The organism is Roseateles sp., from assembly GCF_046300915.1.
Classification (GTDB): Bacteria; Pseudomonadota; Gammaproteobacteria; order Burkholderiales; family Burkholderiaceae_C; genus Kinneretia.
The window spans coordinates 1-24,208 of the sequence record NZ_JBKCLH010000075.1; the positions used below are offsets into that span (position 1 = coordinate 1).

Sequence of the window (24,208 nt, forward strand, 5' to 3'; positions counted from 1 at the left end):
ACATAGCCATTCGCTGCAGCGAGCGCGGCTGGTCGCTTTCGTCACTGCAAGTCAGAGGACCTATAGCGGCGAGTCTCGCTGCGACATCTTGAAGGTCGTTCGCAAGGCAGCTGGTCTACAGTTCCGCAATGCCTCTCGACGCAGCATCCTTCATCGCCGCCGCGAACAGCTTATCTAGGCGGCAGATTCAGCAGGCCGGACAACGATACACACCTGGCATCGAACCAGATGCGCCAAACCTCAAGATTGCAGCGTTGTCGACCGCCCTGGACAACGTAGCTTGCGGTGCGGCTGCCCGCGCCCGATTCGACGCAGTCCTAGAGAAGTTCTCTGAGGGATGGAAGCGCGCCAAGAGCAGTAGTCAGCGAGCCGCGGAAATCGAGTCGCTTACGGCAGCCATGGCCGCGTTCATCCCATCGCTGATGAGCAGGTTGCATTCGCAGGACACCGCCGCGGTAGAGGCCTGGTCGTCGCATCTGTCCGGTATTGAATCGTTGCTGCTCAAGGACGGTGCACGCTGGCGGGCAGAGGAAGCAAAGTTAGGCCCCGATGATGGGAGCTACTCTTCGACGCGCAACACCATCCGCGGACACATTCAGTCGATTGACACTTGCTTGAGCGTGGTTCGCAACGAGCTCAATTACGCTGGCAGCTCTTCCTTCCAGCTGTTGTACCGCCCGAGCCTACTACTCGCCGGCGAATGGGGCACTGGCAAGACGCACTTGCTTTGCGATGTCACGACTGACCGCCTTGGACGCGCGGCGCCCACCATTCTGGTGCTCGCCAAGAACTTCCAGGGGGACGTGCTAGCAGACATTAGCGCTCAAATGGCTGCCGGCATCTCGTTGGAAGATCAGTTCGCATTGCTGAATGAAGCGGCGGGGAACGCTGCTGAACGTGCGCTTGTGATCGTCGATGGCGTCAACGAAGGGCGTCGCAAGGAGTGGCGTCAAGCTGTTACCGCACTGCTATCCCTCGCAGCCGCACACACGAATATTGGGCTAGTCGTGTCGTGCCGAACGCCGTTTGAGCCGATTGCGATCGCCAAAGCAGACCTTCCCAAGTTCCAACGGCTGCAGCACTACGGCTTCGACGACCAAGAGTTTGATGCTCAGGCTGCCTTCTTCCAGCACTACCAATTGCCGCTTCCAGAGGTCCCACTGTTGGACCGCGAGTTTTCTCGCCCGCTCACGCTAAAGCTCATCTGTCAGTCGCTTCAAGAACTGACAGATTCAAAGAAGGAAAAGGGATTTGCCGGCATCGCATCGGGACAGCGTGGCATGACATTCGTACTGGAAGCGTTTGTCAAACGGATCGGTGCGGCAATCGAGAGCGAGTTCGGCTTGAAGAGCAAAGGTTGCTGGCTCTTGCTGAAAGGCGACGATCAGTTCGCCGATCAACATGTCGCTGGCTTTGCGCCTTGCATGGCAGCGAAACTGCGAGGCTATCTGCTTCCCTCCGAGGCAGACAGGGTCGTAGCAGCGAGCTACCCGGCGATGCGCCCCTCTAAGCGCCGGCAGCTCCTTGAGGCCATGCGCACGAACGGCCTGATCGAAGAAGACGCCATTTGGTACTCAACCAAGACCGGCGAGCACAAGACGCGAGTGGTCTTCAGGCTCCCCTACCAGCGCTTCAGCGACCACCTTGTCGCGAGACATTTGCTGAGCGCCTACCTCAATACGACATCCGCCGAGACCATCAAGCAGAGTTTCACCGGCGAGTCGCCTCTCGCTCGGATATTCCGCCTGTCCAAGAGGTACTACGGCCAGTACGAAGAGCCGGGCTGGGCCCAGGCTCTCATCACGGAGTTCGCTGAAAGGGCTGGCAAGCTGCCGCCCAAGGAGCGGGAGTTGTTTTTCGCGCTGCCAAAGTCGGCGCAGGATTGGGCCGCCTATTTCGAACCGTTCATCGAGGGGCTCTTCTGGCGCAATCCCAAAGCGTTCACGGAAGGAACAGTCGCCGCCCTAAACAAGTACCTGGCTGCCAGCGGGGAATCGTGGGACCGGGTCATAGATGCGTTGGCAGCCGTCTCAACAAAGCCTAACCACCCATTCCACGCCAATCGCCTCTACCGGTACCTCGCACAGTATCCGATGGCCAACCGCGATCTGCGATGGTCTGAGTACCTGCGAAGGCGGTATGCATCACCGACCATACAGCGACTGCTGACTTGGGCAGAGAAGCTCGACGTCGCAAACATGAGCCGCGCTTCAGCCGCCGAACTCGTCGCGCTTCTCTCCTTGGTCCTCACGACCGTTGTCCGCCGGGACCGCGACTTGGTCACCAAAGCACTGGTCCTCATTGGCGAGCGCTTCCCGGACGTACTGTTCGCGCACACACTGGTAGCCTTGGAATTCAACGATCCCTACGTTCCAGAACGCATGCTGGCAGCGGCGTATGGCACGACTTTGTCATTGGTCGATTCGGACAAGGTGCCGGACTTCAAGGATCATCTCGGCGGCCTCGCCTTGATGCTGTACCGTCAGATGTTCGCGCCCCGCGCAAGGCACGGCACGCACCACACCCTCATGCGGGACCATGCGCTGGGCATCATCGAAGTCGCCCAGCGCGCTGGCTGCGTAAAGCTGCCGAAGACATCAGCGCATCATCTCGGCCGACCATTTCCGAGCATCCGGTCATCCTTTGCAGGCAACGGCAAGCCCGATGCTGCAGTTACGGAGGCAATCGGGCACGCCATACAGATGGACTTCGGCAACTACACCATCGGCAGGCTGATTCCCAAGCGGGCGAACTACGATCACAAACACCCGGAGTACGTTCGCGTGCGCTCAATGATTGAGCGGCGCATGTTCGACCTTGGCTATAGGGAAGAGCTGTTCAAGGATGTCGAGCACGACCTCGGCTGGAACTCTTGGAACTCAAGAGACGAGCACAAGGTCGACCGGTACGGAAAGAAGTATTCCTGGATCGCCTACTTCGAGATGTGGGGCGAGCGGGATGCGCAGGGGAAGCTCCCCGACTGGAAACAGAACCAACGGACGTCAGACTGCGGTGTCGACCCGACATTCCCAAAGCGTCCGCCCGACTGGTCGCCGCCGATGCCTGATTTGTTTGGCGAGCCAAGAGCATCCACCGAGGAATGGGTGGCCAGCGGCTATACGCCAGACTGGCGATCACTGCTTGTAGTTCCTGAGATCAATGGCCACCAGGGCGATTGGGTGCTCCTCGACGGCTACGTCAATGGCGAAGACCAAGCCACCGACCGGCAGTTGTGGGTTTTTTTGCGCGGAGCGTTTGTACGTCGGAAAGATGTTGAGGCCCTACGACGCAAGTACGGCGGCACAGCCTTTCAGGGCAGTGATCGGATTCCGGAACCAGCGTCAGAGCATTATGTTTATGGCGCAGAGCCAGGTCATCGAAGCAGGTATGGACACTTCCTGTATCAAGCCAATGGTAGGTACCGCCGGCAGACACAGCGTGCATTCGACGAGTACGTGGAAGACCCGGGGCCACCGCAGCGGCGCTCGCTGACTATAAGGATTGCCTCGATGGCCAACACTGGCGTAGAGCTGAACGAGGAGATTCCGCGCGAATTCGACATCCCGCTTAGACGCCTTGTGCCCGGTGTCCGGATTGAGTTGCCTTCAATGAAATTCGCCTGGGAGTCCTATCACTCCGTGCACAACACCTTCTCCGGTTTCAGCCTGCCAGCGCCAAGCCTCATCCAGCGCCTTGGTCTCTCTTGCCGCAACCGCGAGATTGACTTCGTCGATACGGCCGGGCAACCCGGCACGCTTTACCGTGAGGCCGGCGATGGCTGGAAGGGCGACCGGCACTCGCTGCTCTACGTCCGGGCAGACTTGCTGCGGCAATACCTCGCCGAGACACGCCAAGTGCTTGTTTGGTGCAACTGGGGGGAGCGTGATTGGTTGGACAAGATGGACGGAGACGATGTGCGTGCTAATCCGGCTAGGCAACGTGTCTACGAGGATCAATCACATGTCCACAGATCGTTCATGCAGTGGTCGGCCAGAGACTCGAGGATCGTGTAGTCATAGTCCTTGTGTGCGTCCTACAGCTTGCTGGCGCTGAGCGGACTCACGCCGCAGACAGAGGACAGCTCGGCGCCGGTCTGCATCACCGTCTCAAAGCTATCACTTCAGCAGGTGCGGGTCCATTTGCAACCCACAATCAACATTCATCATCTCGCTGCGCCCATGCTGCTCAACCACTCCCAAAACACGCGCAAATCTCGCCGCAACTGAGCCCTAAGAAATCCAACTATTGCTATGAATTTCGAAAATCCCAGTAAAACCGGGGCAATTTCTTTGCTCAAGTACGAGGCGGCACTTGAGGCTGCTGGACGGCAAGAAAGGGACCTCCTAGCGCAACTGCAAACGGCCTCACCATATGAAATTGGGGAAATCAAGGAATGCCTAAAAAACGTACAGAAAGACATGAAATTCCTGGAAAGGTGTATTGAGCACCGCCTCATTCATAGAAGTTTGACCTCCTCCATCGACAAAGCAGCAATCTCTGGCGATCAATTTCTCGAGGAACTCAGACGAATCCGGGAAGAAGTGCAATCGGATCAGACGCGGACACGTAATTGATTTACAAGGCCACATTGCCTGCGACAAGTAGCATGAAAACAAGGAAGCCAGCTTCCCTCCCAGGCAGCTGGCTTCCTTTTCATCAAGAGGCGCTGAGCTTTCCTCGCCCAGCCCTCCTCACCGGCAGCCCTCACGAGCCGCCGCAGCAACACATCAGATCAGTTCCACGCCCACCGCCGTGGCCTCGCCACCGCCGATGCACAGCGCCGCCACGCCGCGCTTGCCGCCGCGCTTCTTGAGCGCGCCCAGCAGCGTCACCAGGATGCGGGCGCCGGAGGCGCCGATGGGGTGGCCCAGGGCCACCGCGCCGCCGTTGACGTTGACGATCTCGTGGGGCAGCTTGAACTCCGCCATGGCGGCCATGGTGACGGCAGCAAAGGCTTCGGTCACCTCCCAGAGGTCCACGCTCTTGGCGTCCCAGCCGTTCTTGGCCAGCAGCTTCTGGATGGCGCCTACCGGGGCGGTGGTGAACCACTCGGGCGCATTGGCGTGCACCGCGGTGCCCACGATGCGGGCCACGGGCGTGAGGCCCAGCTTGGCGGCATGGCTTTCGCGCATCAGCACCAGGGCGGCGGCGCCGTCGCTGATGGAGCTGGAGGTGGCGGCGGTGATGGTGCCGTCCTTCTTGAAGGCGGGCTTCAGGCCGGGGATCTTGTCGAGCTTGGCTTTGAAGGGCTGCTCGTCGCGGCTGATGACGACATCACCGCCCTTGCCGGCCAGGGTGACGGGGGCGATTTCCCAGTCGAAGCTGCCGTCTTCATTGGCCTTCTTGCTGCGCTCGGTGGAGGCGATGGCAAAGGCGTCCTGGGCTTCGCGGGTAAAGCTGTACTTGCTGACGCACTGCTCGGCAAACACGCCCATGGCCTTGCCGCGCTCGTAGGCGTCTTCCAGGCCGTCCAGGGCCATGTGGTCGTACATCTGGGTGGCGCCGTACTTCACGCCCTTGCGCGCGAACATCAGGTGGGGCGCATTGGTCATGCTCTCCATGCCGCCGGCGATCAGGATGTCGGCGCTTTCGGCCTTCAGCGTGTCGTGGGCGAACATGACGGCGCGCATGCCGGCGCCGCACATCTTGGACAGCGTGACCGCGCCCACCGACAGGGGCAGACCGGCCTTGAGCACGGCCTGGCGGGCGGGGGCCTGGCCCTGGCCGGCCATCAGGCAGTTGCCCATGAAGGCTTCCTGAATGGCGTCGCCGGGCACGCCGGCGCGCTCCACGGCGGCCTTGATGGCCACGGCGCCCAGCTCCCAGGCGGAGAGACCGGCGAAGTCGCCGAGCAGGCCGCCGATGGGGGTGCGGGCGGCAGAGACGATGACGATGGGATCAGCAGACATGAAAGACTCCTTCTTGATCACGGCTTGGGGGGGGTTGAATTCAGGCGGTGGACAAAGCGCTTGTGCGCCTCGTAGGGAAACACGTCGTGCACATAGCCCGCGCGGATGCGGGCCTGCTGGGCCTGCCAGAAGGCGGGGTCCAGCAGCTCGGCATGGTGCTGCATGAAGACCTCGCGCACGCCGGGATGGCCCAGCAGAAAGGGCGCAAAGGTCTCGGGGAAGACATCGCGCGGCCCGACCTGCCACCAGACCTCGCCGGAGAGCTCTTCCTCTTCGGTGCGCGGGGCGGGCACGGCGCGGAACTGGCAGTCGCTGAGGTACTCGATCTCGTCGTAGTCGTAGAACACGACCTTGCCGTGGCGGGTGATGCCGAAGTTCTTCCACAGCATGTCGCCGGGAAAGATGTTGGCGGCCACCAGGTCCTTGATGGCCTGGCCGTACTCGATCACCGCGTGGCGCAGCTGGGCCGGGCTGGCCTCTTGCAGATAGAGATTGAGCGGCACCATGCGGCGCTCGATGTAGAGGTGGCGAATAACGATCAGGTCATCGCCGCGCTCCTCGATCAGGCTGCCGCAGAAGTGCTTGAGCTCCTTGATCAGGGCCTCGTCAAAACGCCAGCGCGGGAAGGCCACATTGCTGTACTCCAGCGTGTCCGCCATGCGGCCCACGCGGTCGTGGTGCTTGACCAGCTGGTACTTGCCCTGCACCAGCTCGCGCGTGGTGTGCTCCTTCTGCGCGGGGAAGAAGTCCTTGATGAGCTTGAAGACAAAGGGGTAGCTGGGCAGGTCAAAGACCAGCATCACCAGGCCCTTGATGCCAGGCGCGATGCGGAACTTGTCGGAGGAGTGCCGCAGGTGCTGCAAGAAGTCGCGATAGAAAAGATTCTTGCCATGCTTGTGCAGGCCCAGGGCGGAATAGATCTCGGCCCGGGGCTTGCGCGGCATCAGGGTGCGCAGGAACTGCACGTAAGCGCTGGGCACATCCATGTCCACCATGAAGTAGGCGTGCGCAAAGCTGAAGAGCAGGAGCAGATCGTCCTCGCCGAAGAGGGCGGTGTCGATGTGCAGGCGGCCCGGCGCCGGCTCGTCATGCAGGATCGGCAGGGCGAACGGCGTCTCGTGAAAGCCGTTGATGATCTTGCCCACCACATAGGCGCCCTTGTTGCGGTAGAACAGGCTGGACAGGACCTGGATCTGGAAATTGGTGCGCCAGCGAAAGTCGCCCAGCTGGCGCTGCACGGCCTCCAGCACCAGGTCCACATCGCGGCCCAGATCGCTGAACTCGCGCTCCAGCTGGAAGTTCCAGATGATGCGCATCAGGGTCTCGCGCAGTGTCTCGGGGCTGGGGTAGTAGGCGCGGTAGGTGGGCTGGGCGGCGGGCTCCAGGTTCTCGATGTACTCGGTGGAGATGGCCGGCCGCACGAAGATGAAGTCGTTGCGGAAGTAGCCGTGGTGCAGGATGCGGGTGCTGACCGAGTTGAAAAAGGTCTCGGCCAGCTCGGGCTGCAGATGGTTGGTGAGCAGGCCGATGTAGTGCAGCTTGACCTGCTGCCACACGTCCATGGGCAGCTCGCCCGCCTGGTAGCGCTGCTCTAGCAGCTGCACCGCCTCGTCCACACGCTGCTCGTAGAACTCGATGCGCTCGCGCTGCGCGCGCTGCTGGCCGGGCCAGTCGGCCGCCTCGAAGCGCTGCTTGGCGGCGGCCGTGGTGGCGCGGAAGAGCCGGTAATGACGGTTGAAGCCCCCCAGCAGCGCCTGGGCGATCTCGAAGGCGCGCGGGTCGGTGAGCTTCTGCGGGAACATGGGGTGGGTCGCCAGCGGGCTGCCGGCGCCTAATGCGCGTAGCGCTGCTTGACGCGCGCCAGGGCGCGCCGGTAGGCCGGGTCCACCGACTCGGCGCGGTCGGCGGTGATCTGCAGGTCTTCCAGCAGGCCGTTGTGCAGGCCGTAGACCCAGCCATGCACCACCACCTCCTGGCCGCGGGTCCAGGCATCGCGCACCACGGTGGTGTGGCAGGCGTTGCGGGCCTGCTCCAGCACATTGAGCTCGCACAGCGCATTCACGCGCTGCTCGGCCGGCAGGCCGTCCAGCCAGTCCTGGTGCAGATGCCGCACGTCCTGCACATGGCGCAGCCAGTTGTCCACCAGGCCCACGCGGCTGTCCATCAGCGCGGCCTTCACGCCGCCGCAGTTGCTGTGGCCCACGACGATGATGTGCCGCACCTTGAGCTGGTCCACGGCGAACTGCATGACCGAGAGGCAGTTCAGGTCCGAGTGCACCACCACATTGGCCACATTGCGATGCACGAAGAGCTCGCCCGGCAGCAGGTTCACCAGCTCATTGGCCGGCACGCGGCTGTCGGCACAGCCGATCCAGAGGTACTGGGGCGTCTGCTGCTTGAGCAGACGCGAGAAAAAGCCGGGCTCGCGCGTCTCGGTCTCGGCGGCCCATTGCCGGTTGCTGTCCAGCAACTCTTGGAGTTCGGTGCTCATGCGGTCATTGTCGCAGTGCACAAAAGGGGGCCACCTCCGTTGGGCCGATTACAGAGTCTCCGCAAAAAGCTCGCGGCCGATCAGCATGCGGCGGATCTCGGAGGTGCCGGCGCCAATCTCGTAGAGCTTGGCATCGCGCCACAGGCGGCCCAGCGGGTACTCGTTGATATAGCCATTGCCGCCAAAGATCTGGATGCCCTCGCCGGCCATCCAGGTGGCCTTCTCGGCCGTCCAGAGAATGACCGAGGCGCAGTCCTTGCGCACCTGACGCACATGCTCGGTGCCCAGCATGTCCAGGTTCTTGGCCACGGTGTAGGCAAAGCTGCGGGCGGCCTGCAGCACGGTGTACATATCCGCCACCTTGCCCTGGATCAGCTGGAACTCGCCGATGCTCTGGCCGAACTGCTTGCGGTCGTGGATGTAGGGAATGATGTTGTCCATCACGCTCTGCATGATGCCCAGCGGGCCGCCGGTGAGCACGGCGCGCTCATAGTCCAGGCCCGACATCAGCACCTTGGCGCCCATGTTCAGGCCGCCCAGCACGTTCTCGGCCGGCACCTCCACGTTCTGGAACACCAGCTCGCCGGTGTGGCTGCCGCGCATGCCCAGCTTGTCCAGCTTCTGCGCGATGCTGAAGCCGGGCATGCCCTTCTCGATCAGGAAGGCGGTCACGCCGCGCGCGCCCAGCTCGGGCTCGGTCTTGGCATAGACCACCAGGGTGTCGGCGTCGGGGCCGTTGGTGATCCACATCTTGCTGCCGTTGAGCAGGTAGTAGCCGCCCTTGTCCTCGGCGCGCAGCTTCATGCTGATCACGTCCGAGCCCGCGCCCGGCTCGCTCATGGCCAGGGCGCCCACATGCTCGCCGCTGATCAGCTTGGGCAGGTACTTGGCGCGCTGGGCCTCGTTGCCATTGCGCTTGATCTGGTTCACGCACAGATTGCTGTGCGCGCCGTAGCTCAGGCCCACCGAGGCGCTGGCGCGGCTGATCTCCTCCATGGCCACCATATGGGCGAGGTAGCCCATATTGGCGCCGCCGTACTCCTCACCCACGGTGATGCCCAGCACGCCCAGCTCGCCCATCTTGCGCCACAGGTCCATGGGGAACTGGTCCTTGTGGTCGATCTCGGCCGCACGCGGGGCGATCTCGGCTTGCGCGAACTCGCGCACCGCATCGCGCAGGGCGTCGATGTCTTCACCGAGTTGGAAGTTCAGGCCGGGCAGGTTCATGCATGTCTCCTGGTGCTGAGGATCGATCCGGAACAGCGCTGCCGCATGCTAGGCATGGCGCGATGCCCTGTCGACTTATGAGGTTTGACTTACGTTTACGTAAACGTCAATTCTAACCAGAGCTTCCCGGCCATGAGCGGGCCGCGGCCGCGCTCGCTGCCGTTTTTCCGAAGCTCGGCTGCGCCCCAGCCTTCTGGGAGCGCTCAGGCACCCACCCTAGGCTTGCGGCTCCACACAAACCTCAAGAGTCGACCATGCTCACACCGCTGCTCGAAAGCCTGCAAACCCCCTTCCTGGGCCATGCCATGTGGCTGTGGCTGATGTTTCTGGGCATCGTCACCACCTTGCTGGCCCTGGACCTGGGCGTGCTGCACCGCAAGGAGCGGGAGATCGGCATCCGCGAGAGCCTGTGGCTGTCGGCCGGCTACATCAGCGTGGCCCTGATCTTCGGCGCCTGGGTCTGGTGGCATCTGGGCGCGCAGAGCGGCATGGAGTACCTGACGGGCTTCGTGATCGAGAAATCGCTCTCGATGGACAACGTCTTCGTGATCGCGCTGATCTTTGGCTATTTCGCCGTGCCGCGCGAGTTGCAGCACCGGGTGCTGTTCTGGGGCATTCTGGGCGTGATCGTGATGCGCGCCATCATGATCGGCCTGGGCGCCGCCCTGGTCAGCGAGTTCAGCTGGGTGCTCTACCTCTTCGGCGCCTTCCTGGTGTTGACGGGCGTGAAGATGCTGCTGGCCAAGGAAGAGGCCACCGATCTGGAGAACAACGGCATCCTCAAGCTGCTGCGCCGCCTGATGCGCGTGACGCCCCAGCTGCATGGCCGGGCCTTCTTCGTGAAGGCGCCCCACCCCGAGCATGGCCGCCCCGTGGTCTGGGCCACCCCGCTCTTCCTGGCCCTGTGCCTGGTGGAGTTTGCCGACCTGGTCTTCGCCGTGGACTCGGTGCCGGCGATCTTCGCGATCACCACCGACCCCTTCATCGTCTACACGAGCAACATCTTCGCCATCCTGGGTCTGCGCGCCCTGTACTTCGCACTGGCGGCCATGATCCACCGCTTCCGCTACCTGAAGTACGCCCTGGCCCTGGTGCTGGTCTTCATCGGCTCCAAGATCTTCCTGGTGAACATCATCGGCAAGATCCCGCCCTCGATCAGCCTCTCGGTGACCGGTCTGCTGATCGCGGGTGGCGTGATCATCTCGCTGTGGAAGACGCGTGAAGACCCCAAGCAGGCCGGCCCGGCGGGCGTGATCAGCGGCCGACCTGGCGACGCATCAGCTCAATGAAGCGACGCGCCCCCAGGCCCAGGGGGCGGTCGTGACGCCAGACCACATCCACCCACAGCCGCAGCTCATTGCTCATGTTCTCCAGCTCCACCAGCAGCAGCTGGCCGCTGGCCAGCAGGGGCGCCACCAGGCGCTGCGGCAGAAAGGCCCAGCCCAGCCCGGCCTGCACCAGGCTGAGGCTGGCCAGATGGCTGTCGGTGCGCCAGACCTGGCGCGAGATCAGCAGCCGCGGGTCCTCGGCCGCCGCCTCGCCCCGCGCCACCACGACCTGACGCAGCTCGGCCCACTGCTCCTGACGCAAAGACTGGCCGGCCAGGGGGTGACGCGGCGCGATCACCGCGCGCAGCAGCTCGCTGCCCAGCTCCTCGAAGCTCTCGCGCTCGTCAAAGCCCACCCGCTCGAAGACCAGGGCCAGGTCCACGCTGCCGGCATGCAGCAGGCGCAGCACCTCGGCCTGAGGCGCGCTGCGCAGCTCCACCTCCAGGCCCGGAAACTCCTGGGCCAGGGCGGCCAGGGCCTCGGCCCAGGGCACGGCCAGCAGCTCGGGCGCAATGGCCAGGGTCAGGTGCCGCTCCAGCCCCTGGTGCAGGGCCAGGGCATGGGCCTGCAGCCGGCCTAGCTGGCCCAGCAGCTGGCGGGCCTGGGGCTCCAGGGCCCGCGCCACCTCGGTGGGCCGCAGCTCGCGGGTGCTGCGCTCGAAGAGCTGCAGGTCCAGCTCCGCCTCCATCTGGGCCACGGCCATGCTCACGGCCGAGGGCACACGCCCCAGGGCGCGCGCCGCGGCCGAGAAGGAGCCCTGGTCCAACACGGCCAGAAAGAGCTGGAGCTGATCGCTGTTCAAAGCCATGGGTGCAATTTGTCAGAAAAACTGACAACTGTCGACTTTGGCTATCAGAGAACTCTGCCTACGATGCCGGGCATACGCAGTTCAAGACGGTCTCGTACCGCCCCACGCCCCATGCAAGGTCTGAAGCGCAAGCTGGTTTATGTCTCTCTGTACGAGCTCTTCGCGGTGGCGCTCACCAGCGCCGGCCTGACCCTGCTGGCCGGCAGCTCGCCGGGCCATGCGGGCATCGCAGCCGTGGCCTCCTCGGCCATTGCCCTGGTCTGGAACCTGGTCTACACCCATCTCTTCGAGGCCTGGGAGGCCCGGCAAGCCACGCGCGGCCGCAACCTGCGCCGCCGTGTGGCCCATGCCGTGGGCTTCGAGGGCGGCCTGGTCGTGATGCTGGTGCCGCTCTTCGCCTGGTGGCTGGACATCAGCCTGTGGCAGGCCCTGCTGCTGGACGTCGGCCTGATCGTGTTTTTCCTGGTCTACACCTTTGTGTTCAACCTGGCTTTCGACCGTCTCTTCGGCCTGCCGGCCTCGGCGGCCTGATTACAGAAAGCGCTCCAGGATGCGCTTGGAGGCACGGTCCAGCGCAAAACGGTCCGGCACGATGAACTGCAGGCCATGACTGCTGGTGATCAGCAGCCGGCCCTCGCCCAGGCGGCGGATGTCCTCTTCGCTCTTGAGGATGAAGCGGGCGGCGCCGCGCTCGGTGTCCACGGTCCACTGGCTGGGCGTGGAGAAGGTGGTGACTTCCAGGATGGCGCGCACCTCGGGCATGAACTCGCGCACCGCGAACTCGCTCTCCAGCAGCTCACGGTCGGCGGGCGGCAGCTCCGAGAGCCGGGCGATCCAGACCAGCTCATGGCCATCGACCCCGACCAGGGAGATGCCCTCGTCCGGGGCGCTGATGGGGTGGGCGCGCACGGGCGTCACGCCCTCGTGCTCGCGGCCCTCCGCATCGACCAGGATCAGGCGACCAAAGGCATTACGCAGCAGGCTGCGGTAAGGGCTGGCAGTAGACAACACAGCAGACATCAGGCGACCTCCGCCGTATGGGCATTCAGATTGGGCGGCAGCAGGGGCATTTCCTCCTCGGCATCGACGCGGCGGGCCTGGGCCTCGTAGAGCCGCCAGTAGGCGCCCTGCTTGGCCATCAGCTCCTCGTGCGGACCCACCTCGACGATCTGGCCGCGGTCCATCACTACCAGGCGGTCGGCCTTGCGCAGGGTGGACAGGCGGTGGGCGATGGCGATGGTGGTGCGGCCCTTCACGAGGTTGTCCAGGGCCTTCTGGATTTCCTTCTCGGTCTCGGTGTCCACGGCCGAGGTGGCCTCGTCCAGGATCAGCAGGCGCGGATCAATCAGCAGGGCGCGGGCGATGGAGATGCGCTGACGCTCACCGCCCGAGAGGCCCTAGCCGCGCTCACCCACCAGGGAGTCGTAACCATGGGGCAGGCGCAGGATGAACTCGTGCGCATGGGCGGCGCGGGCCGCGGCCACGATCTCCTCGCGCGTGGCGTCCGGCTTGCCGTAGGCGATGTTCTCGGCAATGGTGCCGAAGAAGAGGAAGGGCTCCTGCAGCACCAGGCCGATGTGGCGGCGGAAGTCCGAGACGCCGATGCGGCGCAGATCGGTACCGTCGATGCGGATGGAACCTTCGGTCACGTCGGAGAAGCGGCAGATCAGGTTCACCAGGGTGCTCTTGCCCGAGCCGCTGTGGCCCACCAAGCCGATCATCTCGCCGGGCCGGATGTCCAGGCTGAGGCCGCGGATCACCGCGCGGTTGCCGTAGCGAAAACCAATGTCCTGCAGCTGCAGGCCGCCCTGCACCTTGTCCAGCTTCACCGGATTGGCGGGCTCGGGCACATTGCTCTGGTGGTCCAGGATGTCGAAGATGCGCTTGGCGCCGGCGGCGGCCTTTTGCGTCACCGAGACGATGCGGCTCATCGAGTCCAGGCGGCCGTAGAAGCGGCCGATGTAGGCGATGAAGGCGGTGAGCACGCCCACCGTGATATTGCCGCCGGCCACCAGCCAGATGCCGAAGGCCCAGACCACCAGCAGGCCGATCTCGGTGAGCAGGGCCACCGTGGGGGTGAACAGGCTCCAGGTCTTGTTGAGCTTGTCGTTGACCGCCAGATTGTGCTTGTTGGCCTCGCGGAATCGCGTGGCCTCGCGCTTTTCCTGGGCAAAGGCCTTGACCACGCGGATGCCCGGAATGGTGTCGGCCAGCACGCTGGTGACCTCGCCCCAGACCCGGTCGATCTTCTCGAAGCCGGTGCGCAGGCGATCCCGCACCATGTGGATCATCCAGGCGATGAAGGGCAGGGGCAGCAGGGTGGCCAGGGCCAGCCAGGGGTTGATGGAGAAGAGGATGATGGAGGTCATCACCAGCATCAGCACATCGGTGATGAAGTCCAGGGCATGCAGGGACAGGAAGACGCTGATGCGGTCGGTCTCCGAGCCGATGCGCGCCATCAGGTCGCCGGTGCGCTTGGAGCCGAAATACTCCAGCGAGAGGCTCAGCAGGTGCTCGAAGGTGGCGGTGCGCAAATCAGCGGCGATGCGCTCGGACACCAGGGCCAGGATATAGGTCTTGGCCCAGCCCAGCACCCAGGACAGCAGGGCTGCGCCCAGCAGGCCGCTTAGGTACAGGCCCACCAGCCAGGGGTCGATCTGCTGCCCGTTCTGGAAGGGGATCAGCACATTGTCCATCAGGGGCAGGGTCAGATAGGGCGGCACCAGGGTGGCGCCGGTGGCCCCCAGCATCAGCAAGAAGCCCAGCAAGAGCTGGCCCTGGTAGGGCTTGGCAAAGCGCCCCAGGCGCAGCAGCACCCAGGTGGAAGGCGGGGTGTGCAGCTCGCGGGCGCAGGTGGGGCATTCATCGTCGCCCTCCTCGCTGCGCGGGGGCAGGGGCGCCTTGCAGCTGGGGCAGAACTCCTGCTCCTCGGCGCCGGCCTGGGCGGGTTCGTCGCGCTTCTCGAACAACTCCTGGAAGCGCTGCACCTGCAGATTGATCTGCAGGGTGAAGCGCCACAGGGCCAGACGCTGCTGCTCGTCCTGCAGCTCCAGGCAGCCCAGGCCGGCATGGTCCGACATGCGCAGCTGCAGCCCGGGGTGCAAAGCCCATTCCTGCCAGCTGCCGCCCCCGGCCGGGTCATAGGCCAGCAGGCGCTGGCGGGTGAGCACCAAGAGGCCGCGGCCGAAACGCAGCTGCGAGTCCAGGTCAACCTCCAGGCTGCCCAGCACGTTCTCGTCTTTCGCCAGGCGTCCCAGGGCCGTCGCCAGTTGCGGATGCTGGTCTGGCGCTTGATCGGAATCGTGATGCTGCATTGTTGTTTGTTCTGTGATGAGGGCCTGGGCCGGCGGCCGAGTTCCTTGGGATCCCTGCCGGGCCGCGATTTTCGCCCATCCCGGCCCGACCGGTGAAACAGTCGCTTCGAGCCCCGTCTACAGACCTTGCGCCAGAACGCGCACAATGTCGGCTTATTGCCGAAAAACCTGCCCTCCCCTCCATGAGCAGACACGAAGACATCAAGCTGTTGCGCATCAACTACCTGCGCGGACCCAATATGTGGACCTACCGCCCGGTGCTGGAAACCTGGCTGGACCTCGGCAAGCTGGAGGATCACCCCTCCAACACCCTGCCCGGCTTCAACGCCCGGCTGACCGAGCGCCTGCCGGCCCTGATCGAGCACCACTGCGGCGTGGGCGAGCGCGGGGGCTTTCTGCAGCGCCTGGAAGGCGGCACCTGGATGGGCCATGTGCTGGAGCACATCGTCATCGAGCTGCTCAATCTCTCGGGCATGCCCACCGGCTTCGGCCAGACCCGCTCGACCAGCCAGCACGGCGTCTACCGCATGGTCTTCCGGGCCCGCGACGAGCAGGTGGCCCGCGCCGCCCTGGCCGAGGCTCACGCCCTGCTGATGGCCACCATCAATGACCAGCCCTTCGATGTGGCCGCCGCCGTCACCCGGCTGCGCGACAAGGTGGACGCCTGCTATCTGGGCCCCTCCACCGCGGCCATCGTGGGTGCGGCCACCGACCGCCGCATTCCGCACATCCGGCTCAACGAGGGCAATCTGGTGCAGCTGGGCTATGGCGCCCGCCAGCGCCGGATCTGGACCGCCGAGACAGACATGACCAGCGCCATCGCCGAGAGCATTGCCGGCGACAAGGACCTGACCAAGACCCTGCTCAAGGCCGTGGGCGTGCCCGTGCCCGAGGGTCAGGCCGTGGAAACGGCCGAGCAGGCCTGGGAAGCCGCCCAGGACATCGGCCTGCCCGTGGTGGTCAAGCCCAGCGACGGCAACCATGCCCGCGGCGTGACCCTGGACCTGCGCAAGAAGGAAGACATCCTGGCCGCCTTCGACGTGGCCGAGAAGGAAGGCTCCGAGGTGCTGGTGGAGCGCTTCATCCCCGGCGTCGAGCACCGCCTGCTGGTGGTGGGCGGCCAGCTGGTGGCGGCCGCGCGTGGCGAGGAGTTCTGGATCACCGGAGACGGCCAGCACAGCGTGCGCCAGCTGATCGATCTGCAGCTCAACACCGATCCGCGCCGCGGCGTGGCGGAGGAATTTCCGCTCAGTCTGATCGTGCTGGAGGACGAGCCCGTGATCGCGCTGGACCTGCAGCGCCAGGGCTTCCCGCCCGAGTCCGTGCCCCCGGCCGGCCAGCGCGTGATGGTGCAGCGCACCGGCACCTCCTCGAATGACTGCACCGATCTGGTCCACCCCGATGTGGCCCATGCCGTGTCCCTGGCCGCCCGCACCGTGGGGCTGGACATTGCCGGCATCGACCTGGTGTGCTCCGACATCTCCAAGCCCCTGAGCGAGACCGGTGGCGCCGTCGTCGAGGTCAATGCCGGCCCGGGCCTGCTGATGCACCTCAAGCCCGCCGAGGGCATGCCCCGCCCGGTGGGCCAGGCCATCATCGACCATCTGTTTGCCGCGGACGAGAGCGGCCGCATCCCCATCGTCGGCATCGCCGGTTACCAGGGCAGCGCCCAGGTGGCACGCCTGGTGGCCTGGCTGCTGCACCTGAACGGCCGCGCCGTGGGCCTGGCCTGCGGCGAGGGCCTGTTCCTGGGTAACCGCCGCGTCGAGAAGAAGAACAGCGCCGGCTGGGCCCCCGCCCACCGCCTGCTGATGAACCGCGGCGTGGACGCCGTGGTGGCCGAGAACGGCGCCAACGCCATCCTCAGCGACGGCCTGGCCTATGACCGCTGCCTGGTCGGCGTGGTCACCGATATGGGCGGTCTGGGCCAGCTGGATGCGCACGACATCCGCAGCGAGGAGCAGCTCTACAAGGTGCTGCGTACCCAGGTGGACGTGGTCCTGCCCGAGGGCGTGGCCGTGCTCAATGCCGCCGTGCCGGCTCTGGTCGAGATGGCCGAGCTCTCCGATGGCGAGGTGCTGTTCTACGCCGCCGACCCGTCCCTGCTGTCCGCCCACCGCGAGAAGGGCGGCCGCGCCGTCTTCCTGCAAGGCGGCATGGCCATGCTGGCCCAGGGCAGCTCCGAGATGCCCGGCGCCCAGGTCGACACCGTGCTGGCCCGCTACGCCGCGGCCGGCGTCAGCGGCCTGAACGCCGAGACCGTGCTGGCCGCCGTGGCCACCGCCTGGGCCCTGAACATTCCGCCCGAGCTCATCTCCGCCGGCCTGGACACCTTCCAGCCCCTGCAGGACTGAAACGACGCCACCCGCCAAGAAGAAACAACATCATGGAAGTCTCCCGCATCCGAGCCCTGCGCGGTCCCAATATGTGGAGCCGCCACACGGCGATCGAGGCCGTGGTCAGCTGCCAGGCCAATGAGCTCAATATCGCCGAGATGCCCGGCTTCGAGAGTCGGCTGCGCGCCCTCTTCCCGGGCATCGGCGCCCTGCGTCCGGCCAGCGCCCAGCGCCTGCCGGTCTCCCTGGCCCATGTGCTGGAGCAGGCCGCCCTGGCCCTGCAGGCCCAGGCCGGCTGCCCGGTCACCTTCAGCCACACCCATGTCACCAGCGAGGCCGGCACTTATCAGGTGCTGGTCGAGTACAGCGAGGAAGACGTGGGGCGCCAGGCCTTCGAGGCCGCGGTGGAGCTGCTGCGTGCCGCCCTGAGCGAGGGCGGCAGCTTCGACATCGACGCCACCCTCGCCAGCCTGCGCGAGCTGGACGAGGATGTGCGCCTGGGTCCCTCCACCGGCTCCATCGTGGACGCCGCCGTGGCCCGCGGCGTGCCTTACCGTCGCCTGACCCAGGGCAGCCTAGTGCAGTTCGGCTGGGGCGCCAAGCAGCGCCGCATCTGGGCCGCCGAGGTGGACAACACCAGCGCCGTCTCCGAATCCATCGCCCAGGACAAGGACCTGACCAAGCGCCTGCTGCAGTCGGCCGGCGTGCCCGTGCCCATCGGCCGCCCGGTGGACACCGTGGACGACGCCTGGGAAGCCGCCCTGGAAGTGGGCCTGCCCGTGGTGGTCAAGCCCCAGGACGGCAACCAGGGCAAGGGCGTGACGGTCAATGTGGCCTCGCGCGAGCATATGGAAGTGGCCTACAAGGCCGCGGCCGAGATCGGCCAGGTCATGGTCGAGAAGTTCCTGCCCGGCAGCGACTATCGCCTGCTGGTGGTGGGCGACAAGCTGGTGGCCGCCGCCCGCCGCGACCCGCCGCATGTGATCGGCGACGGCGAGCTCACCGTCAAGCAGCTGGTGGACAAGGTCAATGCCGACCCCAAGCGCGGTGACGGCCACGCCACCTCCCTCACCAAGATCCGCTTCGACGATATCGCGGTGGCGCGTCTGGCGATGCAAGGCCTGACCCCCTCGGACGTGCCCGAGAAGGGCCGCCGCGTGATCCTGCGCAACAACGCCAATCTCTCCACCGGCGGCACCGCCACCGATGTGACCGACGATGTGCATCCCGATGTGGCCGCGCGCGCCATTGCCGCGGCCCAGGTCGTGGGCCTGCATGTCTGCGGCGTGGACGTGGTGGCCGAAAGCGTGATGCGCCCGCTCGAAGAGGTGAGCGGCGGCATCGTCGAGGTCAATGCCGCGCCGGGCCTGCGCATGCACCTCTCGCCCAGCTACGGCCAGGGCCGCACTGTGGGCGAGGCCATCATCGGCCACCTCTACGGCAGCGGCCACAAGAGCGAGGACGGTCGCATCCCCGTGGTGGCCGTCACCGGCACCAATGGCAAGACCACGACCTCGCGCCTGATCGCGCACCTGTTCGCCACCTGCGGCCTAAAGGTGGGCATGACCAATACCGATGGCGTCTATGTGGACGGCCGCCAGATCGACAGCGGCGACTGCTCGGGCCCCAAGAGCGCCCGCAATGTGCTGATGCACCCTGATGTGGAGGCCGCGGTGTTCGAGACCGCGCGCGGCGGCATCCTGCGCGAGGGTCTGGGCTTTGACCGCTGCCAGGTGGCCGTGGTCACCAATCTGGGCGAGGGCGACCACCTGGGCATGAACTTCCTCAACACCGTGGAAGAGCTGGCCCTGGTCAAGCGCGTCATCGTGCAGAACGTGGCCCCCAGCGGCTACGCCGTGCTCAATGCCGCCGACCCGGTGGTGGCGAATATGGCCGCGGTCTGCCCCGGCCAGATCATCTTCTTCGCCGCCGACCGCCACCATCCGCTGATGGCGGCCCACCGCTCCCAGGGCAAGCGCTGCGTCTATGTGGACGGCGACCAGCTGGTGGCCGCTCAGGGCAGCTGGCGCGAGACCATCCCGCTGCGCGACATTCCCTTCACCCGCGGCGGCAGCATCCCCTTCCAGGTGGAGAACGCCATGGCCTCGGTGGCCGCCGGCTGGGGCGTGGGCCTCGACTGGGACACCATCCGCCGCGGCGTGGCCAGCTTCAGCAACGATGCCGACAATGTGCCGGGCCGCTTCAATGTGATGGACTACCGCGGCGCCACCGTGGTGGCCGACTACGGCCACAACGGCGACGCCATGCGCGCCCTGGTGCAGGCGGTGGAGGTCATGCCGGCCAAGCGCCGCTCGGTGGTGATCTCGGGCGCGGGTGACCGTCGCGACGAGGACATCCGCATCCAGACCCGCATCCTGGGCGCCGCCTTTGACGAGGTGCTGCTGTTCCAGGACGCCTGCCAGCGCGGCCGCGAGGACGGCGAGGTGCTGGCCCTGCTGCGCCAGGGTCTGGAAGGTGCCAGCCGCACCAGCCATGTGGAAGAGATCCGCGGCGAGTTCGCGGCCATCGACCGCGCCCTGGAGCGTCTGCAGCCGGGCGATCTCTGCCTGGTCCTGGTGGACCAGGTGGAAGAAGCGCTGGCACATCTGAGCCAGCGCATCGCGGGCGGCTGAGACCGCGCCGGGCCGGGCCGCTGCCTGCAGACGCCCGGGCCTGGGGTTAGCATGCCGGGGCGCGCAAGGCCTGATGCCCGGGCGCGCCCATCATGAGCGACCAGAAGATCCATTTCTACAAGGGCCCGGCCGGCGGCTGGGGCGCGCTGAAGAGCGTGGCCCAGCATCTGCAGGCCCAGGGCATCGCGCTCAAGGGCGCCAAGACCCTGCTGTCCGCCAACCAGGCCGACGGCTTTGACTGCCCCGGCTGCGCCTGGCCTGACCGCGACCACCGCTCCACCTTCGAGTTCTGCGAGAACGGCGCCAAGGCCGTGGCCGCCGAGGCCACGGCCCACCGTGCCACGCCCGAGCTGCTGGGCGCGCACACCGTGTCCTGGCTGGCCGAGCAGAGCGACTTCTACCTCGAGAATCTGGGCCGCATCACCCATCCCCTGGTCTACGACGCGGCCAGCGACCGCTACCAGCCCATTGCCTGGGACCAGGCCTTCGCGCTGATCGCCGCCCAGCTCAATGCCCTGGCCACGCCGGACGAGGCCATCTTCTACACCTCGGGCCGGGCCAGCAACGAAGCGGCCTTCCTGTACCAGCTCTTCGTGCGCGAGTTCGGCACCAACAACTTCCCCGACTGCTCGAACATGTGCCACGAGCCCAGTGGCCAGGGGCTGAAGCCCACCATAGGCATCGGCAAGGGCACGGTCACGCTGGACGACTTCGAGCAGGCCGAGGCCATCTTCATCTTCGGCCAGAACCCCGGCACCAACCATCCGCGCATGCTGGGTGAGCTGCGCGCCGCGTCCAAGCGCGGCGCCCGCATCGTCAGCTTCAACCCGCTGCGCGAGCGCGGTCTGGAGCGCTTTGCCGACCCGCAGGACAAGCTGGAGATGGCCACGCTGGGCTCTACGCCCATCTCCACCCATTACTTCCAGCTGCGCATCGGTGGCGATCTGGCCGCCGTCAAGGCCATGGCCAAGCGCCTGCTGGAGCTGGACGATGCCGCGCGCGCCGCCGGCCAGCCGCGCGTGCTGGATATGGACTTCATCGCCGAGCACACCCAGGGCTTTGCCGAGTACGAGGCCGATCTGCGCGCCGAGCGCTGGGAAGACCTGATCGAGGCCTCGGGCCTCAGCCGCGAGCAGCTCTTTGCCGCCGCCGATCTCTATGCCCAGGCCAAGAGCAGCATCATCTGCTGGGGCATGGGCATCACCCAGCACCAGCACTCGGTGGCCACCATCCAGCAGATCGCCGGCCTCCTGATGCTGCGCGGCAATCTGGGCCGCCCCGGCGCCGGGGCCTGCCCGGTGCGCGGCCACAGCAATGTGCAGGGCGACCGCAGCATGGGCATCTACGAGAAGCCCCCGGCCGCCTTCCTGGACAAGCTGGGCGAGGTCTTCGGCTTCGAGCCGCCGCGCAAGCACGGTTACGGCACGGTGGAAGCCATCCAGGCCATGCTGGACGGCCGGGGCAAGGTCTTCTTCGCCCTGGGCGGCAATTTCGCGGCCGCCACGCCCGACACCGCCGCCACCTGGCGCGCGCTGCGCATGTGCGAGCTGACCGTGCACGTCACGACCAAGTTCAACCGCAGCCACACCATCCATGGCCGCCAGGCCCTGGTCCTGCCCTGCCTGGGCCGCACCGAGATCGACCTGCAGGCCAGCGGCCCGCAGAGCATCACGGTGGAAGACTCCATGAGCATGGTGCACCTGTCCAGCGGCATGAACGCACCGGCCTCCGAGCACCTGCTCTCCGAGCCCATGATCGTGGCGCGCCTGGCCGCCGCCACGCTCATGGGCCGCAGCAAGACGCCCTGGCTCTGGCTGGTGGAAGACTATGCGCGCATCCGCGACAAGATCGCCGCCGTGCTGCCCGACTTCCACGACTTCAACGAGCGCGTGCGCCAGCCCGGCGGCTTCCGCCTGCGCAACACGCCCTCGGAGCGGGTCTGGACCACGCCCACGGGCAAGGCCAACTTCATCCCCTTCAAGCTGCCCAGCGACACGCCGCTGCGCCAGGCCCAGCGTCAGGCACGGGACGCGGTCGTCTTCACCCTGGCCACCGTGCGCTCGCACGACCAGTACAACACCACCATCTACGGCATGGACGACCGCTACCGCGGCGTCTGGGGCCATCGCCGCGTGGTCTTCATCCACCGCGAGGACCTCAAGGCCATTGGCATGAAGGCCGGCGACTGGGTGGACATCACCAGCCTCTGGTCCGACGGCCAGCAGCGCCGCGCCGAGAAGTTCGTGCTGATCGAGTACGACATCCCGCGCGGCTGCCTGGCCAGCTACTTCCCCGAGACCAATGCCCTGGTGCCCCTGCACAGCGTGGCCATCGGCGCGGGCACGCCCACCTCCAAGTCCATCCCCGTGCTGCTGAGCCTGCGTCCCCAGGACCCGCCCCTGGCCCAGGCCCGCAGCGTGGAGGACACTGCCGCGCATGAGGCCTGAGCACGGCGCCCACACCGCCCCGAGCCCCGAGAGTCCCGAGGCCCTGGCCGAGGCCGTGCTGCGCGCCCTGGCCGAGCTGGACCTGGGCCAGGGCGTATCCCTGCCCCGCCTGGCCAAGCGCCTGGGCCTGCGGGTCAGCGTGCTGCTGCGCCTCTACACCTTGATGAGCGAGGCCAGGCTGGGCGAGCAGGCCGGCCCGGGTTGGGTGCGCCTGGTGTGCGACGATGCGGGCCGCTGGCGCGCCTGGATCACGGCCGCCGGCCGCGGAGAACCCGAGCCTTTGGAAAAGAGCGTCTGACCATGAAGCGCATCGAGCTGGACACATCCGAGCAGGCCCTGCCGGCCGCCGTGGTGGAGGTGCACCCGCTGCGCCTGGGCGCGGGCGGCCGCGAGGCCGATGCCGCCGCCGGCGAATGGGTGGCCGAGGAAGTGCCCGTGGCCCTGGAGTTCAACGGCCTCTCGCACGCCGTGATGCTGGCCACGCCTCTGGACCTGGAAGACTTCGCCCTGGGCTTCGCGCTCAGCGAGGGCCTGCTGGACTCGCCCGCCGATCTGCTGGACCTGGAGCTGCAGCCCCAGTGCCAGGGCCTGACCCTGCGCCTGACCGTGACCGCGCGCTGCGAGATGCGGCTCAAGGAGCGGCGCCGCAGCCTGGCCGGCCGCACCGGCTGCGGCCTGTGCGGCACCGACAGCCTGGACCAGGTCTTCCGCCCCCTGGCGCAGCGGGTCAGCCCCCCGGCCGTGAGCCTGGAGGCCCTGGCCCGCGCCATGCGCGAACTGGCCCAGGCCCAGCCCCTGCAGCGCCGCAGCGGCGGCGTGCACGCCGCGGCCTGGTGCAACACCGATGGCGCCCTGCAACTGGTGCGCGAGGACGTGGGCCGCCACAACGCCCTGGACAAGCTGGTCGGCGCCCTGGCCCGCCAGCCCGGTCATGAGCCGCAGGCCGGCTTTGTGGCCGTCACCAGCCGCGCCAGCTTCGAGATGGTGCAGAAGACCGCCCAGGCCGGCATCGGCCTGCTGGCCGCCGTCTCCGCCCCCACCCATCTGGCCATACGCCAGGCCCAGGCGGCCGGCCTGGCCCTGGCCGGCTTTGTGCGCGAGGGTCGTGCAACCTTCTATGCCGGCGCGCCGGCCCAGGCTCAGCCCGCCAGATAGCGCCCGGGCTTGTGGTTCCAGGCCAGCACGGCGTTGAGGGCCATGGCGGCCAGCACCGACCAGCCCAGCTGGGCCCAGTCCAGCAGGCGCAGGGACATCAGCAGGATCAGCAGGTCCAGGCCCAGCTGGACCCAGCCCACCGACCAGCCACGGCGCCGGTGCAAGTAGATGGCCAGCAGGCCCACCCCGCCCAGGCTGGCGCCATGACGGAACATGACCAGCAGGCCGGTACCCAGCAGCACGCCGCCGGCCAGGGCCGCAAAAGCAGTGTCCACCTGGATCTTGATCAGGGAGCGGGCCAGCTCCACCGCCAGCGCCAGACAGATGACGGCCGCCAGACTGCGCAGGGTGATGCGGGGGCCCAGCATCTGCCAGCCCAGCACATAAAAGGGCAGGTTCACCAGCACCAGGGACAGGCCCAGGGGCAGGCCGCTGGCATAGGCCAGCAAAAAGGCCAGGCCCGGTGCGCCACCGCTGACCAGGCCGGCGCTGCCCAGCAGGGTCAGGCCCAGGGAGAGCAGCAGCATGGCGGTAAAGCCCGCCTGCAAGTCATCCAGGAG

Annotated in this window: 16 protein-coding genes and 1 pseudogene; 9 read left to right on the top strand and 8 right to left on the bottom strand. The window is 66.4% G+C overall.

The window, feature by feature from the left end:
* Nucleotides 1-128: 128 nt before the first annotated feature.
* Nucleotides 129-4,013, top strand: coding sequence for a hypothetical protein (locus ACK5F2_RS05765; RefSeq protein ID WP_409863421.1), 3,885 nt, complete (start codon nucleotides 129-131; stop codon nucleotides 4,011-4,013).
* Between the two features lie 237 nt (nucleotides 4,014-4,250).
* Nucleotides 4,251-4,574, top strand: a complete 324-nt coding sequence (locus ACK5F2_RS05770; protein ID WP_409863422.1) for a hypothetical protein — start codon at nucleotides 4,251-4,253, stop codon at nucleotides 4,572-4,574.
* Nucleotides 4,575-4,727: 153 nt separating this feature from the next.
* On the opposite strand, the gene ACK5F2_RS05775 is transcribed toward ACK5F2_RS05770, so the two are convergent.
* The 4 genes from ACK5F2_RS05775 to ACK5F2_RS05790 are packed head-to-tail and all read right to left on the bottom strand — an operon-like array spanning nucleotide 4,728 to nucleotide 9,627.
* Nucleotides 4,728-5,909, bottom strand: a complete 1,182-nt coding sequence (locus ACK5F2_RS05775) for an acetyl-CoA C-acyltransferase (protein WP_409863424.1) — start codon at nucleotides 5,907-5,909, stop codon at nucleotides 4,728-4,730.
* 17 nt (nucleotides 5,910-5,926) lie between these two features.
* Complete coding sequence (gene aceK / locus ACK5F2_RS05780) at nucleotides 5,927-7,711, bottom strand: bifunctional isocitrate dehydrogenase kinase/phosphatase (protein ID WP_409863426.1); 1,785 nt, start codon at nucleotides 7,709-7,711, stop codon at nucleotides 5,927-5,929.
* Between the two features lie 29 nt (nucleotides 7,712-7,740).
* Nucleotides 7,741-8,400: a carbonate dehydratase gene (gene can, locus ACK5F2_RS05785; RefSeq protein ID WP_409863427.1), complete on the bottom strand. Its 660-nt coding sequence runs from the start codon at nucleotides 8,398-8,400 to the stop codon at nucleotides 7,741-7,743.
* Nucleotides 8,401-8,448: 48 nt separating this feature from the next.
* Nucleotides 8,449-9,627 (bottom strand): isovaleryl-CoA dehydrogenase, encoded by a 1,179-nt coding sequence (locus ACK5F2_RS05790; RefSeq protein WP_409863428.1) that lies wholly within the window; start codon nucleotides 9,625-9,627, stop codon nucleotides 8,449-8,451.
* Nucleotides 9,628-9,881: 254 nt separating this feature from the next.
* Between ACK5F2_RS05790 and ACK5F2_RS05795 the strand changes: the two genes are divergently transcribed.
* On the top strand, nucleotides 9,882-10,916 hold the full coding sequence (locus tag ACK5F2_RS05795; RefSeq protein WP_409863430.1) for a TerC family protein: 1,035 nt from the start codon (nucleotides 9,882-9,884) through the stop codon (nucleotides 10,914-10,916).
* Here ACK5F2_RS05795 and ACK5F2_RS05800 read toward each other — a convergent pair.
* Nucleotides 10,882-11,763, bottom strand: coding sequence for a LysR family transcriptional regulator (locus ACK5F2_RS05800; protein WP_409863431.1), 882 nt, complete (start codon nucleotides 11,761-11,763; stop codon nucleotides 10,882-10,884). The genes ACK5F2_RS05795 and ACK5F2_RS05800 overlap by 35 nt on opposite strands.
* A 111-nt stretch (nucleotides 11,764-11,874) precedes the next feature.
* On the opposite strand from ACK5F2_RS05800, the gene ACK5F2_RS05805 reads away from it, so the two are divergent.
* Nucleotides 11,875-12,294 carry a PACE efflux transporter gene (locus ACK5F2_RS05805; RefSeq protein ID WP_409863433.1) on the top strand — a complete coding sequence of 140 codons (420 nt, stop codon included), beginning with the start codon at nucleotides 11,875-11,877 and terminating at the stop codon, nucleotides 12,292-12,294.
* Here the strand turns inward: ACK5F2_RS05805 and ACK5F2_RS05810 are convergent, their stop codons facing one another.
* Entirely contained in the window at nucleotides 12,295-12,783 is a 489-nt protein-coding gene (locus ACK5F2_RS05810; RefSeq protein WP_409863435.1) for a DUF1854 domain-containing protein, read from the bottom strand.
* A pseudogene (locus ACK5F2_RS05815) lies at nucleotides 12,783-15,077 on the bottom strand (ABC transporter ATP-binding protein). Before ACK5F2_RS05815 ends, ACK5F2_RS05810 begins: the two are co-directional and overlap by 1 nt.
* A gap of 182 nt (nucleotides 15,078-15,259) precedes the next feature.
* Here ACK5F2_RS05815 and cphA (ACK5F2_RS05820) point away from each other — a divergent pair.
* The 5 genes from cphA (ACK5F2_RS05820) to fdhD all read left to right on the top strand — a co-directional run bounded on the left by cphA (ACK5F2_RS05820) (nucleotide 15,260) and on the right by fdhD (nucleotide 23,648).
* Entirely contained in the window at nucleotides 15,260-17,431 is a 2,172-nt protein-coding gene (gene cphA, locus ACK5F2_RS05820; RefSeq protein ID WP_409863436.1) for a cyanophycin synthetase, read from the top strand.
* A 32-nt stretch (nucleotides 17,432-17,463) separates the two neighbouring features.
* On the top strand, nucleotides 17,464-20,046 hold the full coding sequence (gene cphA / locus ACK5F2_RS05825; RefSeq protein WP_409863437.1) for a cyanophycin synthetase: 2,583 nt from the start codon (nucleotides 17,464-17,466) through the stop codon (nucleotides 20,044-20,046).
* Nucleotides 20,047-20,138: 92 nt separating this feature from the next.
* Nucleotides 20,139-22,493, top strand: coding sequence for an FdhF/YdeP family oxidoreductase (locus ACK5F2_RS05830; protein WP_409863440.1), 2,355 nt, complete (start codon nucleotides 20,139-20,141; stop codon nucleotides 22,491-22,493).
* Complete coding sequence (locus ACK5F2_RS05835) at nucleotides 22,483-22,791, top strand: hypothetical protein (RefSeq protein WP_409863441.1); 309 nt, start codon at nucleotides 22,483-22,485, stop codon at nucleotides 22,789-22,791. The genes ACK5F2_RS05830 and ACK5F2_RS05835 overlap by 11 nt, the downstream gene beginning before the upstream one ends.
* A gap of 2 nt (nucleotides 22,792-22,793) precedes the next feature.
* Entirely contained in the window at nucleotides 22,794-23,648 is an 855-nt protein-coding gene (gene fdhD, locus ACK5F2_RS05840) for a formate dehydrogenase accessory sulfurtransferase FdhD (protein ID WP_409863442.1), read from the top strand.
* Here the strand turns inward: fdhD and ACK5F2_RS05845 are convergent.
* Nucleotides 23,633-24,208: YitT family protein (locus tag ACK5F2_RS05845; RefSeq protein WP_409863445.1), on the bottom strand; the 576-nt coding region annotated here is incomplete at its 5' end. The two genes, fdhD and ACK5F2_RS05845, sit on opposite strands and share 16 nt — an antisense overlap.